Annotated in this window: 13 protein-coding genes; 7 read left to right on the top strand and 6 right to left on the bottom strand. The window is 45.8% G+C overall.

Annotated elements, in window-relative coordinates:
- Positions 1–31 precede the first annotated feature (31 nt).
- Positions 32–2,125: a glycoside hydrolase family 3 C-terminal domain-containing protein gene (locus NCY57_RS00720; protein ID WP_250789346.1), complete on the top strand. Its 2,094-nt coding sequence runs from the start codon at positions 32–34 to the stop codon at positions 2,123–2,125.
- Positions 2,126–2,182: 57 nt separating this feature from the next.
- Here NCY57_RS00720 and NCY57_RS00715 read toward each other — a convergent pair whose 3' ends face one another.
- Positions 2,183–3,562 carry an aldehyde dehydrogenase gene (locus NCY57_RS00715; protein ID WP_021652166.1) on the bottom strand — a complete coding sequence of 460 codons (1,380 nt, stop codon included), beginning with the start codon at positions 3,560–3,562 and terminating at the stop codon, positions 2,183–2,185.
- A gap of 70 nt (positions 3,563–3,632) precedes the next feature.
- Positions 3,633–4,847, bottom strand: a complete 1,215-nt coding sequence (locus NCY57_RS00710) for an iron-containing alcohol dehydrogenase (protein WP_250789344.1) — start codon at positions 4,845–4,847, stop codon at positions 3,633–3,635.
- A gap of 285 nt (positions 4,848–5,132) precedes the next feature.
- Between NCY57_RS00710 and NCY57_RS00705 the strand changes: the two genes are divergently transcribed.
- Both NCY57_RS00705 and glgP read left to right on the top strand, forming a co-directional pair.
- Positions 5,133–6,050 carry an AraC family transcriptional regulator gene (locus tag NCY57_RS00705; RefSeq protein ID WP_250789342.1) on the top strand — a complete coding sequence of 306 codons (918 nt, stop codon included), beginning with the start codon at positions 5,133–5,135 and terminating at the stop codon, positions 6,048–6,050.
- A 215-nt stretch (positions 6,051–6,265) separates the two neighbouring features.
- Positions 6,266–8,533 carry a glycogen/starch/alpha-glucan family phosphorylase gene (glgP, locus tag NCY57_RS00700; protein WP_250789340.1) on the top strand — a complete coding sequence of 756 codons (2,268 nt, stop codon included), beginning with the start codon at positions 6,266–6,268 and terminating at the stop codon, positions 8,531–8,533.
- A gap of 204 nt (positions 8,534–8,737) precedes the next feature.
- Here glgP and nudC read toward each other — a convergent pair whose 3' ends face one another.
- Positions 8,738–9,574 carry an NAD(+) diphosphatase gene (gene nudC / locus NCY57_RS00695; protein WP_022426711.1) on the bottom strand — a complete coding sequence of 279 codons (837 nt, stop codon included), beginning with the start codon at positions 9,572–9,574 and terminating at the stop codon, positions 8,738–8,740.
- A gap of 227 nt (positions 9,575–9,801) precedes the next feature.
- Between nudC and NCY57_RS00690 the strand changes: the two genes are divergently transcribed.
- From NCY57_RS00690 to NCY57_RS00675, 4 genes are all read left to right on the top strand, one after another.
- Complete coding sequence (locus tag NCY57_RS00690) at positions 9,802–10,527, top strand: TraX family protein (RefSeq protein ID WP_243164968.1); 726 nt, start codon at positions 9,802–9,804, stop codon at positions 10,525–10,527.
- A 234-nt stretch (positions 10,528–10,761) separates the two neighbouring features.
- Positions 10,762–12,000: an ammonium transporter gene (locus tag NCY57_RS00685; protein WP_092068756.1), complete on the top strand. Its 1,239-nt coding sequence runs from the start codon at positions 10,762–10,764 to the stop codon at positions 11,998–12,000.
- Positions 12,001–12,047: 47 nt separating this feature from the next.
- Positions 12,048–12,407 (top strand): P-II family nitrogen regulator, encoded by a 360-nt coding sequence (locus tag NCY57_RS00680; protein WP_015527276.1) that lies wholly within the window; start codon positions 12,048–12,050, stop codon positions 12,405–12,407.
- 205 nt (positions 12,408–12,612) lie between these two features.
- On the top strand, positions 12,613–13,407 hold the full coding sequence (locus NCY57_RS00675; RefSeq protein ID WP_244092747.1) for a GTP pyrophosphokinase: 795 nt from the start codon (positions 12,613–12,615) through the stop codon (positions 13,405–13,407).
- A gap of 288 nt (positions 13,408–13,695) precedes the next feature.
- Here the strand turns inward: NCY57_RS00675 and sdaAA are convergent, their stop codons facing one another.
- Genes sdaAA through NCY57_RS00660 form a run of 3 tightly spaced genes read right to left on the bottom strand, consistent with a single transcriptional unit; the run spans position 13,696 to position 16,480 of the window.
- Positions 13,696–14,565, bottom strand: coding sequence for an L-serine ammonia-lyase, iron-sulfur-dependent, subunit alpha (sdaAA, locus tag NCY57_RS00670; RefSeq protein ID WP_118608404.1), 870 nt, complete (start codon positions 14,563–14,565; stop codon positions 13,696–13,698).
- 20 nt (positions 14,566–14,585) lie between these two features.
- Positions 14,586–15,254, bottom strand: coding sequence for an L-serine ammonia-lyase, iron-sulfur-dependent subunit beta (sdaAB, locus tag NCY57_RS00665; RefSeq protein ID WP_015527273.1), 669 nt, complete (start codon positions 15,252–15,254; stop codon positions 14,586–14,588).
- A gap of 5 nt (positions 15,255–15,259) precedes the next feature.
- Complete coding sequence (locus NCY57_RS00660; protein WP_173739318.1) at positions 15,260–16,480, bottom strand: dicarboxylate/amino acid:cation symporter; 1,221 nt, start codon at positions 16,478–16,480, stop codon at positions 15,260–15,262.
- Between the last annotated feature and the right edge of the window lie 27 nt (positions 16,481–16,507).

Here is a 16,507-nt window from a genome sequence, read left to right as displayed (position 1 = left end):
GATATAAAAAAAGGTGAGGAGGAAATTGGGGATGAATCGGGAAGAAGCAAAGAAGAAAGCAGAAGCGCTGGTTGCCAGGATGACTCTGGAGGAAAAAGCCAGTCAGTTAAGGTACGATGCACCTGCAATAAAAAGATTGGGAATTCCGGCGTATAACTGGTGGAATGAGGGACTTCACGGTGTTGCCAGAGCAGGGCAGGCAACGGTTTTTCCACAGGCGATCGGAATGGCGGCAGCTTTTGACCGGAAAAGTGTGGCAGAGATGGCCGGTATCGTGGCAACAGAGGGCAGAGCAAAGTATAATGCATATTCCGTAAACGGTGAAAGAGATATTTATAAGGGATTGACGTTCTGGTCTCCTAATGTCAATATTTTCCGTGATCCACGATGGGGTAGAGGCCATGAAACTTATGGGGAAGATCCGTATCTTACAAAAGAACTGGGAGTTTCCTTTGTAAAAGCACTTCAGGGAAATGGGGATACAATGAAGGCAGCAGCCTGTGCCAAACATTTTGCAGTACATTCCGGGCCGGAGGCACTCCGTCATGAATTTGATGCGGAAGCATCCGCAAAAGATATGGAAGAAACGTATCTGCCGGCATTCGAAGGTCTGGTAAAAGAAGCGAAAGTAGAAGCGGTTATGGGAGCTTATAACCGGACAAATGGGGAACCCTGCTGCGGAAGTCCCACATTACAGAAAAAACTCAGAGGCGAATGGAAATTTCAGGGGCATTTTGTATCAGACTGCTGGGCGATCCGTGATTTTCATGAACACCATATGGTAACGGATACAGCCGTTGAATCTGCAGCACTGGCGATTAATAATGGCTGTGACCTGAATTGTGGAAATACCTATCTTCACATTATGAAGGCATACGAAAAGGGGCTTGTCACAGAAGAAACCATAACCCGGGCAGCAGTGCGGCTTTTTACCACAAGGTATCTGCTGGGGTTGTTTGATGGAAGCGAATATGACCATATCTCCTATCTTGAGGTAGAATCTCCCAGGCATCTGGATGCAGCGGAGAAAGCAGCGGAAAAAAGCTTTGTTCTGCTGAAAAATAACGGGATTCTTCCGCTTGATAAAGAAAAACTGAAAACAATAGGGATCATCGGACCAAATGCGGACAGCAGACAGGCGCTGATCGGCAATTATCACGGGACAGCTTCCAGGTATATTACCATACAGGAAGGCATCCAGGATTATGTGGGAGACGATGTAAGGATCCTTACTTCCAGAGGCTGTGATCTGTTCCGAGACCGGACGGAGCACCTTGCGTTTACCAGAGATCGTATTGCGGAAGCAAAGGTGGTTGCGGAAAACAGCGATGTGGTGATCTTATGTATGGGACTGGATGAGACACTGGAAGGAGAAGAGGGAGACACCGGAAACAGCTATGTATCGGGAGATAAAGAAGATATTGAACTTCCCGGAGTACAGCGAGAACTGATGGAAGCAATCGCAGACACAGGAAAACCGGCAGTATTCTGTCTGCTGGCAGGAAGTGACCTTAATCTGAAATATGCGGCAGAGAAATTTGATGCCGTCATGATGCTGTGGTACCCTGGATGCCAGGGCGGGAAGGCAGCGGCAAAGGTACTGTTTGGAGAAATCTCGCCATCAGGAAAACTTCCGGTGACATTTTATGAAAGCCTGGAAGAACTTCCGGATTTTACCGATTATTCCATGAAAGGCAGAACATATCGCTATATGGAACGAAAAGCACAGTTTCCTTTTGGATATGGTCTGACGTACAGTAAGGTGGCAGTAGATAAAGCAGAGGTCAAAACATGTGGACAGAAGATAAACGTGGAGGTAGAAGTGCAGAATAACGGCGCATATGATACAGAGGATGTTGTTCAGATCTATGTAAAAAATATCGACAGCAAAAATGCCATTCCCAATCCGATGCTGGCCGGTTTTCAGCGGGTATTCCTGAAGGCGGGAGAATGCCGGAAAATAGAAATCCCAATATGGGAAAAAGCATTCACTGTAGTAGATGAAACAGGAAAACGGATGGAAGAAGGAAAGAAATTTGAAATTTATGCAGGCTGCAGCCAGCCGGATGAAAAAAGCAAAGAACTGACCGGAATCATGCCGGTAAAGATCATCTGGGAAAAATAATAAGAAAATCTAAAGTAACAGGAGGGCGATGCATCAGGCAGCGCCCTCCATTTATATCTAACGCATAAACAACCGTACCATTTTCTCATAAATCTTCCGATATTTCTGATACCGCATAGGAAGATCAATCCAGGTCTTTTTATCTACAATACTCTTATAATGAGAGAATGTCCGGAAGCCGTCGATGCCATGATAGGATCCCATGCCGCTTTCACCAAAGCCGCCGAAGCCCATATTGCTGGTTGCCAGATGTATGAGGACATCGTTGATACAGCCACCGCCGAAACCACATCGGGAAGTAACTTCCCGGGCATTTTTTTCATCTTCGGTGAAGATATAAAGAGCCAGCGGATGCGCCATGGAATTGATCTTTGTTACGGCACCTCCGAGAGAGTCATAGGTGAGGACCGGAAGTACCGGACCGAAGATTTCCTGCTGCATGACCGGATCTTCGAAGGTTACGTTATCAAGAACTGTCGGCTCGATCTGAAGTGTTTCACGGTTGGAACCACCGCCGCAGACAGTTTTGGCAGGATCGATCAGACTGTTGATACGGTCGAAATGCTTTTCGTTGATGATCTTTCCATAATTCCGGTTCTTCAGTGGTTCTTTTCCATACTGGCGTGTGATCTGTCTGCGAAGCTCTGCGACCAGGGCTTCTTTGATCTCCGGATCACAGTAGATGTAGTCCGGAGCCACGCAAGTCTGGCCACAGTTCAGGAACTTGCCGAATACGATACGTTTTGCCGCAAGGCGGAGATTGGCTGTTTTGTCCACGATGCAGGGGCTTTTTCCACCCAGCTCCAGAGTGACTGGTGTGAGGTGTTCGGAAGCCTTTCTCATGACCTCTTTTCCCACAGACTGGCTTCCCGTGAAGAAGATGTAATCAAAGTGCAGACTGAGAAGATGTGTGTTTTCCGCACGTCCGCCTGTGACAGTTGCAACGTATTTTTCATCGAAACATTCATGGATGAGAAGACGGATCACTTCGCTTGTTGCCGGTGAGTAGGCACTTGGTTTCAGGATGACTGTGTTTCCGGCTGCAATGGCGTCTACCAGTGGTTCTATGGTGAGAAGAAACGGATAGTTCCACGGACTCATAATGAGAACCACACCGTAGGGGGATGGTTTGCGGAAACTGTGGGAATGGAACTGTGCCAGTGGAGTTGGAACGGTCTGTTCTTTTGTGTAGGAGCGGATATTTTTTAGCATATGTGTGATCTCGGAGAGCACCAGTCCGGTCTCACACATATAGCTTTCGAAATTACTTTTTCCCAGATCCTTTTTCAGCGCGGCGTGGATCTGATCTTCGTGTTTCCGGATGGAAGCGCGGAGACGTTTCAGGGCGCTGATGCGAAAATCAAGGTCAAGAGTTGCGCCGGAGTAGAAGTACTGGCGCTGTTTATCTAAAAGCTGGTTGATCTGTTCTTTTTCCATGGAATTGTAGTCCTTTCTGAAAAAACTGTATTCGAAATATCGAAAAAATCTTTCTATGCCAATGGCTGTTTTAGCAATTGCCTGCCGGAGGCATCAGTCTGTAATACAGTGTTTCAAGTTCGCCGGCATCCATCAGTACAGGAACCGGGTACAGAGGATTGGCTTCTTTATCTGCGTAATGGGCAAGCTCCGGGATGTCTGTTTCCTGGATTTCCGGAATATAGTCTCCGATGTCATAGCGTTTTTTCATATCTTTTATTGCATCAATAAACATCCGGGCAGCAGTTTTATCGTCCTCATGTTTATCGCAGAGACCGGCAGTTACGGCAAGGTTGCGAAGTTTGTGAGTGATGGAATCTCCGTATGTTTCCAGTACCATAGGAAGGATCACTGCATTGGCAAGCCCATGTGGAACATTATATTTTCCGCCGAGGGAATGTGCAATTGCGTGGACATATCCAACGTAGGATTTGGTGAAGGCACAGCCTGCGAAATAGGAGGCGCGGAGCATATTTCGTCTTGCTTCAATATTATTGCCGTCTGTGTAGGCGGTATCCAGATTTTCAAAGATCAGTCTGACCGCATCCAGGGCATTTTTTCTTGTGCCAGGTGTAGTGGAATTTCCAATGTAGGCTTCCACTGCGTGAGTCAGGGCATCCATGCCGGTGGTAGCTGTGATAAACGGCGGAAGGCTTAAAGTCACTTTCGGGTCAAGGACTGCGTAGCGTGGGATCAGCGGAAAATCGTTGATGGCATATTTGTGCCGTGTTTCTGCATCGGTAATGACAGCAGCAAGTGTTGTTTCACTTCCTGTTCCTGCAGTCGTGGGGATGGCGATGAGAAGAGGAAGCTTTTTGTGGATCTTCAGGATTCCCTTCATCTGAGCAAGAGACTGGTGTGGCTTGGCAATGCGGGCTGCTGTGGCTTTTGCACAGTCCATACTGGAACCTCCGCCGAAGCCGATGATCGCCTGGCAGTCATTGTCCAGATACATGTGAAGGGCTTCGTCCACATTGACGGTTGTTGGATTGGCAACGGTTTTGTCATAGATGTGGTAAGAGATGCAGCTTCGCTTCAGTGTCTGCTCCAGTCTTTCTGTAAGGCCAAGGCTTCGGATCCCTGCATCTGTGATGATGAGTACATTGTTATAGTTTCTTTTTTCCAGAACTTCCGGAATACCTTTGACGCTTCCGATGATCTTCGGATTGCGGTAAGGAAGCAGTGGAAGGGCGAATTTAAAGACATTCTGGAAAACCCGGCAGTAAGCTTTTTTTAATGGATTCATGGTAGTTTTCGTTCCTTTTAAAGTCAAATTATTTTATTCTAAATATTATATATAGCAGTTGGAAGGGGAAAAGTCAAGGTTGCCGTTTATGGAAGTGCATCGCGAAGCGTGTTGCTGAGAACAGAGTAACCGTAACGTCATAAAAAAGAAAACAGGAAAATATAATATTGTCATGGTTGTAAATATCCTTTACACTAAGGGAGTCAAACAGAATCATTATGCAAGGATTGTATATCCAGCGTAAGGCAAATGTTCGCAGGATAGATATTGATCACGGAGGAAATCATGCCAGAAACAGACACATCCGAAAAAAATCCTCTTCACGTATCCGAAGTGGATGATAATTTAAAAGAATTAAGCCCTCACGGTTCCTTTGAACTGCCGGTGGAAACCTATATGGCGAACTGTGAGATTTTTCATGCACTGTATGACCACTGGCACAGTGAGATGGAGATCATGTATATTGAAAAAGGCAGTGGCTTTGCCAGACTGAACCGGGAGAGCATCCGCCTGAAAAAGGGGGATCTCCTGATCGTGAACTGCGGAGTTCTCCATAGTATGCGCACGGATCTTAAGAAGCCTCTTTATTATAAGAGTGTGGTTTTCAGCCTGGGCTTCCTTGCAGGTCAGCCGGGAGATATCTGCCAGGAATGTGTGGTATCACCATTAATAGAAAACAAGGCAGAATTCTGCCATCATATAGAAGAAGGAGATTCCGGATATGAGAAGCTACGGGAAATTTTTCTGGAGATCCATGACTGTCATACGGAGAAGAAGCCATATTTTTATGTGAAGCTGAAAATGCTGTTCTTTGATTTCTTTTATGAGATGCTGACGAAGCATTATATTATCCCGGTAAGCACAGAGCAGAACAAGAGCCTTGCAGCAGTAAAGGAAGTGCTGGATCATATCAGCCTTCACTACCAGGAGAATCTTACCGTTTCAGAGCTTTCCGGACTTTCCAATTACAGTGAGTATTATTTTATGAAGCTTTTCCGCCAGTATACGGGAAAAACCCTGGTGGAATACATCAATGACTTCCGTATGGAGAAGGCGAAGTATCTTCTTACGCATTCCGATGCACCTGTGACGGAGATCGCCATGCAGGTGGGATTTAACAGTACAAGTTATTTTATAAAGAAATTTCAGCAGTCCAATAAGGTTTCACCGCATAAGTACAGGAAGCGTATGAGACAGATCTGAGAAAGCTCCCGAAGCAACCGCATATGTATCGGTTACGTTTTTATGCAGAGCTACCGTAAAAAGTGAAAAACAGTCTGACAAATATCTTGCATATCATGACAGGATTGTTATATTTTTGAAAAGAAATGCGTGATATCCTAATATCATCAAAAACAAAGCAAACAACCTTGTAAAAACATATTTCATCCCATCAAGATCCATGAAAGGAGATCAAAATGGAAACATTAAGCAAAGTATTTGAAGACAAATATAACAAAAATGTAAAAGATTGTACAAATGAGGAAATCTATCACGGACTTCTCTCCTGGACAAAGGATCAGCTGAAGGGCCGCGGCTACCAGGATGGAAAAAAGAAAATTTATTATATTTCCGCAGAGTTCCTTATCGGTAAGCTTCTTTCCAACAACCTGATCAATCTGGGCGTTTATGATGAAGTTGCGAAATATCTCAAAGAAAACGGAAAAGAGCTTTCCATGATCGAGGAGATCGAGCCGGAGCCATCTCTCGGAAACGGCGGACTTGGCCGTCTGGCAGCATGCTTCCTGGATTCCATTGCAACTCTGGGACTTCCGGGAGAAGGAATCGGACTTAATTATCACCTCGGACTTTTCAAACAGGAGTTTAAGGATCATCTTCAGTTTGAGACACCGAATCCGTGGATCCAGCCGGAGAGCTGGCTTACAGATGCAGGCGTTTCCTATTATGTCCCATTTAAGGGCTTTATGCTGAAATCCACACTGTATGATATTGATGTTGCAGGCTATGAGAACAAAGCGATCAAGCTTCGCCTTTTTGATATTGATATTGCAGACGAGAGCATTGTGGGCGAGGGAATCTCCTTTGATAAGAAGGATCTGCTCCACAATCTGACACTGTTCCTTTATCCGGATGACAGCGATGATGCAGGAAGAAAGCTTCGTATCTATCAGCAGTACTTCATGGTAAGCAATGCGGCACAGCTGATCCTTGATGAGGCAACAGCAAAAGGCTGCAATCTTCATGACCTTGCCGATTACGCAGTGATCCAGATCAACGATACACATCCGAGTATGGTAATTCCGGAGCTTATCCGTCTCCTTACAGAGCGTGGGATCGAGTTCGAGGAGGCATGCGAGATCGTATCTCATGTATGCGCTTATACCAACCATACCATTCTTGCAGAGGCACTTGAGAAATGGCCGATTTCCTATCTTGAGGAGGTTGTTCCGCATCTGATGCCGATCATCCGCAAGCTGGACGAGCGTATCAAAGCAAAATATCCGCAGGAAAATCTTGCCATCATCGACAAGAACGACCTGGTACACATGGCACATATGGACATCCACTACGGATTTTCCATCAACGGTGTTGCATCCCTTCATACCGATATCCTGAAGGAGACAGAGCTTCATCAGTTCTATGAGATCTATCCGGAGAAATTCAATAACAAGACAAACGGAATTACCTTCCGCAGATGGCTCCTTCACTGCAACCATCCGCTGACAGAGTACATCACCTCCATGATCGGTGACGGCTTCCGCAAGGATTCCTTTGAGCTTGACAAGATGCTTGGCTTCAAGGGAAATCAGGACGTTCTTGCAAATATCCTTAAGATCAAGCAGGATGCAAAGAAGAGATGTGCGGAGTTTATCAAAGCCAACACAGGTGAAGAGATCAATACACACAGTGTTTATGATATCCAGATCAAACGTCTTCATGAGTACAAACGTCAGCAGCTGAATGCACTTTACATCATTGACCGTTACCTGAAGATCAAGGCAGGCGAGAAGCCGCAGCGCCCGGTAACCTTTATCTTCGGTGCAAAGGCAGCTCCTGCATACGTTATCGCAAAGGATATTATCCACCTTCTCCTCTGCTTACAGGAGCTTATCAACAATGATCCGGAGGTTTCCCCGTACATGAAAGTTGTTATGGTGGAAAACTACAACGTAAGTGCAGCAGAGAAGCTGATCCCTGCCTGCGATATCTCCGAGCAGATCTCTCTTGCTTCCAAGGAGGCCAGCGGAACAGGAAACATGAAGTTCATGCTCAACGGTGCTGTAACACTGGGAACCATGGATGGTGCAAATGTGGAGATCAGCCAGCTGGTAGGCAAGGATAATATCTATATCTTCGGAGAGTCCAGTGAGCAGGTTATCGAACACTATGAAAAGGCTGACTACTGCTCCAGAGATTTTTATGAGAAAGACGAGCGCATCCGTCGTGCAGTAGACTTTATCGTAGGAAACGAGCTTCTTTCTATTGGAAGTGAGGAGCATTTAAGAAGACTGCATCATGAGATCGTAAGCAAAGACTGGTTCATGACTCTTCTTGACTTCGAGGATTATGCGAAGGTGAAAGATCAGGCACTGCTCGATTATGAGGACAGAACCGCATGGGCAGAGAAAATGCTTGTAAATATCGGAAAAGCAGGATATTTCTCTTCAGACAGAACCATCGAAGAGTACAACAGAGATATCTGGCATCTGACAGCGGAGAAATAAAACGGTTTTAGGCAGATTGCTCCGGCTCGGAAGAAAAATAGAAAAATAGAAAATAAAAACACCGGCATTCATCGGAATATGTACTGAGGCTGAGATGTCAGAGATGATTTGGCAGCTTGGACAGGACATGGTACAGATGAATGGCCGGTGTTTTTTGTGAAATTGGTTACGAAAAATTGTTTACGGAATCAGGCAAGCGATACTTCAGGCTTTTCCATGCTTAAATGCCATCATCATCTCCTTGGTAAGGCTGATATTATCTCCTTCATCCGGAATGTCTTCCCGGTTGAACCAGGAGGCCATGGAAAGCTCATCGTGGTCTACAGTCAGAGTGTCGTCGCCATCCAGATCACAGTAGAAGCCAAACAGAAGTGTTCCGGAGAAGGACCATGGCTGGCTCTTGTAGTAGCGGAGATTTTTGACCTTTACGCCGATCTCTTCCATAACTTCACGGTGGACAGTCTCCTCGATGGTCTCACCAATCTCGGCAAAACCTGCGATCATGGCGTAGCGGGTGTGATTTCGGCCCTCATATTTGGAGAGGATCAGCTTGTCGCCGTTGGTAACGCCTACGATCACAGCCGGAGAAAGCACCGGATATTCACCGTTTCCACAGGCAGGGCAGATCATCTTGCGCTCATGTTTATCATGTACCATCGGTTTGCCGCAGCAGCCGCAGAAACGGCGCTTGCTGTACCACTGAAAGAGCTGATATCCGGTGATTCCTGCGAAAGCCAGATACTGTGGCTCCGCTGTGCGGAGAACTCTTGTGATCTCAAACTGATAACCAGGAAGGAGACTGGTGTCAAGATCCGGGATCAGATAAAAATGCTCTTCGTCAATGGAGAAGAGATAGATATAATTCTCATATAGGTTTTCAACTTTTCCTTCCAGCTCTCCAAAGCTTGGAAGAGTCATAGTCTCGCCATCTTTTTTCATAAGGATCTTTCCTTCTTCATAGGCGAGGATGTGGCTTTCTTTATCCGGGGCCACAGGTTTGTACTCATTGTGATAGGTATGTGGTGCGATATCCTGGATCATGATCGATAATTCCTTTCCGAATTTATTGTTTTACAGTGTTTGCTGAGAAGTTTTGCCATATAAAATACAGCACGCTTTCTACAGTATAAGCTTACCTTAAGAAAAAGGCAACTCCAGCAATAACAAAAAAAGTTGTATGAGTCAGAAAATCAGTGTAAGATAAATGTATTATATTGTGCAGAAGATGTGAAAGATCTGAAAATTTTTCTGCACAGAAGGAGAAGATCATGCCAACAACAGAAAAGCCGGGACTGACCCGGGATGCCATTAAATATCTGGCAATTTTTACCATGCTTCTGAATCATATCGCCAACGTGCTTCTGCCGGAAAACACGATCCTGTGGGAAGTGTTTATAGACATTGGCTACTTCACAGCCATTACCATGTGCTATTTTCTTGTGGAAGGTTTTTACTATACACATTCCCGGAGAAAATACGGTGAAAGGCTTCTGATCTTTGCCGGAATCTCCCAGGTTCCCTATATGATAGCCTTTGGAAATTCACAGCTGAATATGATCTTTACTCTGTTTATCTGTTTTATGATCCTGGTTGTTCAGGAAAGGATGATGGCAAGTAAATGGAGAATTCCACTTCTGATCCTGCTCCTTTTACTATCCGTTTGTTCGGACTGGGCGATCCTGGCACCGGTTTTTACCATCTGGTTCCATGAGAGCTGGGGGAACAGGAAGAGGATGATAACAGCGTACGGAGTCGGTGCTGCCCTTTTTGTGCTGTTTAACTACAGCTCCTACGTGGAAAAAATGGCAGCCGGACCGGCGATGCTCCATGCTCTGTTTTCGGCAGCAGGGATCGTGGCATCAGGAATCATCATCCTGTGCTTCTATAATGGCAAAAAATCCGAAAAAGCACCGAAGTTTTCCAAGTGGTTTTTCTATATCTTTTATCCGGCACATCTGCTGATTCTGAGCATAGTCCGTGTTATAGTACAGTAAGAGATAAAATAAAATCTCTCCAATATTTATAACCGGATAGATTGCCGAAAATAAATTTCATATCCACATAAAACATAGTAATTCTGTAAGAAAACAGAAAAATAGCGAAAAAACTCTTGAAAACCCACAAATTATCTGCTATGCTAACTGACATGACAAAGGCGTCTGGAAATTGAGTTTCCAGGCGCTTTTTGCGTTGCAGAATAATTGAGGGAATTGAGGAGGAAATGAATGATGAATGCAGGAGATACCGGCTTTATGCTGATCTGTACAGCCTTTGTGTTCTTTATGACACCTGGGCTTGCGTTTTTCTACGGAGGACTGGTCCGCAGGAAAAATGTGGTAAATACCATGATGGCCTGTGGGGCGATCATGGGACTGTCCGTAGTTATGTGGACATTGTTTGGATATTCGCTGGCATTTGGAGGAAATCATGGCGGGATCATCGGAGATTTTCGCTGGTTTGCGCTGAATGGCGTAGGCTGGGAGCCGGGACCTTATGCGGATACGATCCCGCATCTGGTATTTGTGGCGTTCCAGATGATGTTTGCTATGATCACACCAGCACTGATCACCGGTGCCGTGGTTGGCAGAATGCGTTTTAAGGCGCTGTTTTTCTTTATTGCGATCTGGTCTTTGATCGTGTATTATCCAATGGCACATATGGTCTGGGGAGACGGTGGATTTCTGGCAGCCATTGGCTCTGTGGACTTTGCAGGAGGAAATGTGGTACATATCAGTTCCGGTGTCAGTGCACTGGTTCTTGCCATTTATCTTGGACAGAGACGAGGCTATGCAAAAGCAACCTATCGCACACACAATATCCCATTTGTATTTCTCGGAGCAGCTATGCTGTGGTTCGGATGGTTCGGCTTTAATGCAGGAAGTGCGCTGAAGGCAGATGGCCTTGCGGCACATGCCTTTATGACCAGCAGCATTTCTTCTGCCTGCGCACTGCTGACCTGGATGCTGATCGAGGTGATCCGCGAGGGAAAACCGACACTGGTTGGTGCATCCACAGGTCTTGTTATCGGACTGGTAGCCATTACACCGGGAGCTGGTTTCGTACCGGTATGGGCATCCTTTATCATTGGGATCCTGGTAAGCCCGATCTGTTACTTTACTGTGATCCTTTTGAAACAGAAGCTGAAGATCGATGATGCCCTGGATGCTTTTGGCTGCCATGGTATCGGTGGTATCTGGGGAGGAATCGCAACAGGTCTCTTCGGAAAAACTTCCATTAACTCTGTTGCAAAATGGGATGGCCTTGTGTTTGGAGATCACCGTCTGTTTCTGGCGCAGGTATTGAGTATTGTGATCACCATTGCGGTTGCCATTGTGGGAACGCTGATCTGTATCGGGATCGTGCGTATCTTTACACCGCTTCGTGTAGATCCGAAGGAAGAGATGGTCGGGCTGGATGCATCTCAGCATGGAGAGAATGCATATCCGTCATTTAATGGATTTGACTGATAAAAGAATTTGTCCGGCAATGATCGTGTGAAAATGGAGGAAATCGTATGCTTATAAAGATAGAAGCAATCGTAAGAGAAGAAAAAATGGAAGATGTAAAAGCAGCGTTAAATGAGATCCAGGTTAACGGTTTTACAGTAACCCAGATCATGGGATGCGGAACACAGCGTGGTTACACAGAGTATGTCCGTGGTTCCAAGATCGATGTATTTCTGAAACCGAAGATCAAGTTTGAAATTGTGGTATCATCGGAAGATTGGGAGATCAAAGTTATTGATGCTGTGCAGAAAGCAGCGTTTACCGGTGATCCAGGCGATGGAAAGATATTTAGCTATGAGATCCGTAACGCTGTTCGTATCCGTACAGGTGAGACAGGATACGATGCGCTGCAGTCGGAATTTCTGTAAATTGTTTTATTAATATGTAAATTATGCGTGAAAGAGTCCTTCGGGAAGTCGCAGAGATATCAGGAGATATGATCTTGAGATTTTTCGGAGGACTTTTTTACCACAGATTTAACAATAGTCTTACGTTGATTTGATGAAAAACAGCATGTGGCCGGTATAATATATAAGATGTACACGAAAACTAAAAATAATAGATAAGGCAGACATGACAAAAAAGAAATCAAAGAAAAAAATAAGAAAAAAACAGAAATCTATTAAAGATGGATTCGAACAGGACCAAGAAGAGCAGGAGAAGGAGAATCCAAAAAAGGATGCTCCGGCTCAGAAGTCAGAGCAGAGCAGAGTTCCGGATTCAATAGAACCAGAAAATCAGAAACTGACAGCAGAAAAAACAGCAGCCATTGCAAGTTACATCAAGGATCCGGACTACCGCCTCCGCTGTAAGGCGGCCATCGATATCCTTATGGCAAAACTGAAGATGATCAATGCAGAGCTTTCCGGGCAGAAAAAACGTACTGTGATCAGTCAGACTACCAGTCGGATCAAAAGTGCGGAAAGTATTTACGCAAAACTTCTGAAAAAAGGCTTGGAACCGGATTTCGAGACAGCCAGAAAAAATCTGAAGGATCTCATAGGCATCCGTGTAGTCTGTCCGTTTGAGGATGAGCTTTACCAGGTTGCAGAATCCCTGGAAATGCAGAAGGATATCGAGATCGTCCGGATAAAGGATTACATTAAAAATCCAAAGAAAAACGGCTACAAAAGTCTTCATCTGATCGTGAAAGTACCTATCTACTCTGCGGAAGGTGAACAGAAAGAACTGGTGGAAATACAGCTTCGGACCATTGCGATGGATTACTGGTCTGTGTTAGAATATGAATTGTATTATAAAAAAAGAGACAATGCGGAAATTGAAACAGAATTAAAAAAATATGCAGAAGAAATTGCTAATCTGGATCACAGAATGCTGGGATTACGAAATAAAATCGAAAAAATCTGAGCAATCAGCGAATGCGAGATCAGAATGCCTGTTTTATGACAAACCTGTAAAATTACTGCATCAGAAAAGGAGAATATCCCGGTGCTGGAGAAATAAAAGATATTTACACATGAAATTATAAATTAGGATTTATAAAAAAGAAAACGGAGAATTCCCGAAAGAAAAATTTAAGGAATTCTCCGTTTTATTATCTGACTGAGCAAACTATGAAGTTATTATTCAATATAGAGCTGTGCAACAAATGGGGCATAAGATATCCAACTGCTTTTTCTCTGCCATAGTTGCATTTCAACTGCAAAGATGACACTTTTCACAGGCGGACGGTGTGGCTGCACAACCGCCGAGAGCAGTTTCACGAAGCTCTGCAGGAAGCTTTTTGCCCACAGTATACATGGCATCGATCATCTCATCCAGCGGGATGAACTGGGGGATACCGGCCAGTGACATTTCCGCTGCGATTAGGGCATTGGAAACACCGGCTGCATTACGGTTCTGGCAGGGATATTCCACCAGGCCGCCTACAGGGTCGCACACAAGTCCAAGCATGTTCATAAGAACCGTGGAAGCAGCATAAGTACACTGAAGAGGTGTACCGCCAAGAAGCTCCACAGCAGCGGAAGCAGCCATTGCAGAAGCGATTCCGACCTCAGCCTGACATCCGCCAACAGCACCGGCAACTGTTGCATTACGCATGGCAAGATAGCCGATCGCGCCTGCATTAAATAGTGCCTGGCGGATTTTTTTATCGGAAAAGCCGTAGACCTCCTGAAGAGCAAGCATCATTCCGGGAACGATCCCGGCACTGCCGGCAGTAGGAGAGGCAACGATAAGTCCCATGGAAGCGTTGGTCTCAAGGGTTGCCATAGCGTAGGTGATCCCCTTTCCGAGAACATTTCCGCACAGGCTTTTTCCCAGGTCATGAAATTCGCAGAGCTTTCGGGCTTCACCGCCGATCAGTCCGCCCATAGATATCACCGGATCTTTGATAGGGGAAAAAGCAGCATCCTTCATGATCTCCAGAACACGGTCCATGCGCTGGTCCACGATTTCAGCAGTGGTTTCACCGAGAAGGATCTCACGCTGGCGCATTACTTCGGAAATCGGAAGCTTTTTTTTCTGGCAGAGAGCAAGAAGTTCCTTGGCATTTTTGAAATCCATAAAACACATCCTCCTTTTCCCTACATCTGAACAACCATGACATCATGGATGTTGGTGTTCCGGTGAATGCTTTCTACGATATCTTCCGGGAGATGACCGTCGGATTCCACGATCGTATAGGCTGTGGTTCCTTTGGATTCACGGAAGAGGCGCATGAAGGCAATGTTAATGTTACGTTCACTTAAGCATCTGGTGATGTAGGCCACAACACCGGGAGTATCCTGATGAATCACGATGATGGCACTGTATTCGCCGGTGAAATCCACTTTCACGTGGTTGATTTCCACAATGCGGACCTTGCCGCCGCCCAGCGATTCCCCCCGGACTGTCATTTCCTGTCCCTGTTCATTGACCATATGGATATCTACAGTGTTGGGATGGACATCGGTTTCCGCTTCATTTGGAGTAAAGGAAAAGTCGATCCCCTGTTCCCTGGCAATATCAAAAGAATTCCGTATACGCATGTCATCTGTGGAAAAGCCCATGATCCCGCCAAGGAGGGCACGGTCTGTACCGTGTCCCTTGTATGTTCTGGCGAAGGAACCATAAAGGATGAATTCTACTTTTTTCAGGGGCGGCGTGATCATCTTCTGGGCAAGGAAAGCAATACGCGCAGCCCCTGCGGTATGAGAACTGGAAGGACCGATCATGTTGGGCCCCATAACGTCAAATACACTGATAAAAGACATTTTGCTTAATCCTCCTGTGGTGTTTTTGCGATAAATTTCTTATAAATGGTGTCAACGATCACGCCGATGGCGTTGTCACCGGATACATTGCAGGCAGTTCCGAAGGAATCCTGGGTAATGTAAAGGGCAACCATGATCGCACAGATGGCACCGTCCGGATCACCGGCTTCCGCTCCGAATACCATGTAAAGGAATGGAAGGGCAGTCATGATGGAACCACCGGGAGCACCGGGAGATGCAACCATGGCAACACCGAGAGTCATGATGAACGGAACGATGATCCCAAGACTGATGGGCAGCTGGTTCATAAGGCAGACTGCAGTAGCACAGGCTGTGATGGTGATCATGGAACCGGCCATGTGGATGTTTGCACAGAGCGGTACTACGAAGTTGCGGATCTGCTCGCACACGCCGTCCTTTTTGGCACATTCCAGATTGACCGGGATGGTAGCTGCGGAAGACTGGGTTCCCAGAGCAGTTGTGTATCCCGGGATCTGATTTTTGATCAGAGTGAAAGGATTCTTTTTGCTGACAGTACCTGCGATCACAAACTGGATCGTAATGCAGATCAGGTGCATGATGATAACAACAAGGAATACTTTCCAGAGGATGCTTAAGATGGCAAAGGTTTTTCCGGAAATAGTCATATCTGTGAAGGTTCCGCAGATGTAAAGCGGAAGCAGCGGGATGATAATGGTATGAAGGACTTTGTCAATGATCTTGGAAAAGTCACTCATTCCGTTATAAAGGCTGTTTCCCATTTCTTTTCCACGCATGGAAGAGAGGCACAGTCCCATGACAAAGGCAAGGGCAACAGCAGAAAGAGTATCCATGACCGGCTCCAGTGTGATAGAGAAAAACGGTGTCAGGGATGCGTCTGCGGTAGCTGCGATCTGATCCAGTGCACCTTCACTCATAAAGTGTGGGAACAGGCTGGATGATACCAGATAGGATGCGGAACCTGCGATCAGAGTGGAGCCATAAGCCAGAGCCACTGTGATCAGGAGAAGCTTCCCTGCACCCTGTGAAAGATCCGCAATACCCATGGTCACATAGGCAAGGATCATCAGCGGGATGACGAATTTCAGAAAGGTACTGAAAAATCCGGAAAGGGTTACAACAAAGCGACAGAAGCCTTCCGGAAGGAACTGGCCGAACAGGATACCTACGATGATGGCAATGATCAGCTTCGGCACAAGTCCGATCTTGATTTTTTTCTTTTCCATTTGGATTCTTTCCTCCTAAGTATGAAT

The sequence above is a fragment of the Blautia sp. MB18-30 genome (assembly GCF_023669475.1).
GTDB lineage: Bacteria > Bacillota > Clostridia > Lachnospirales > Lachnospiraceae > Blautia_A > Blautia_A fusiformis.
Note: the sequence above shows the minus strand (reverse complement) of the source record. Positions and strands in the feature narration are given on the sequence as shown.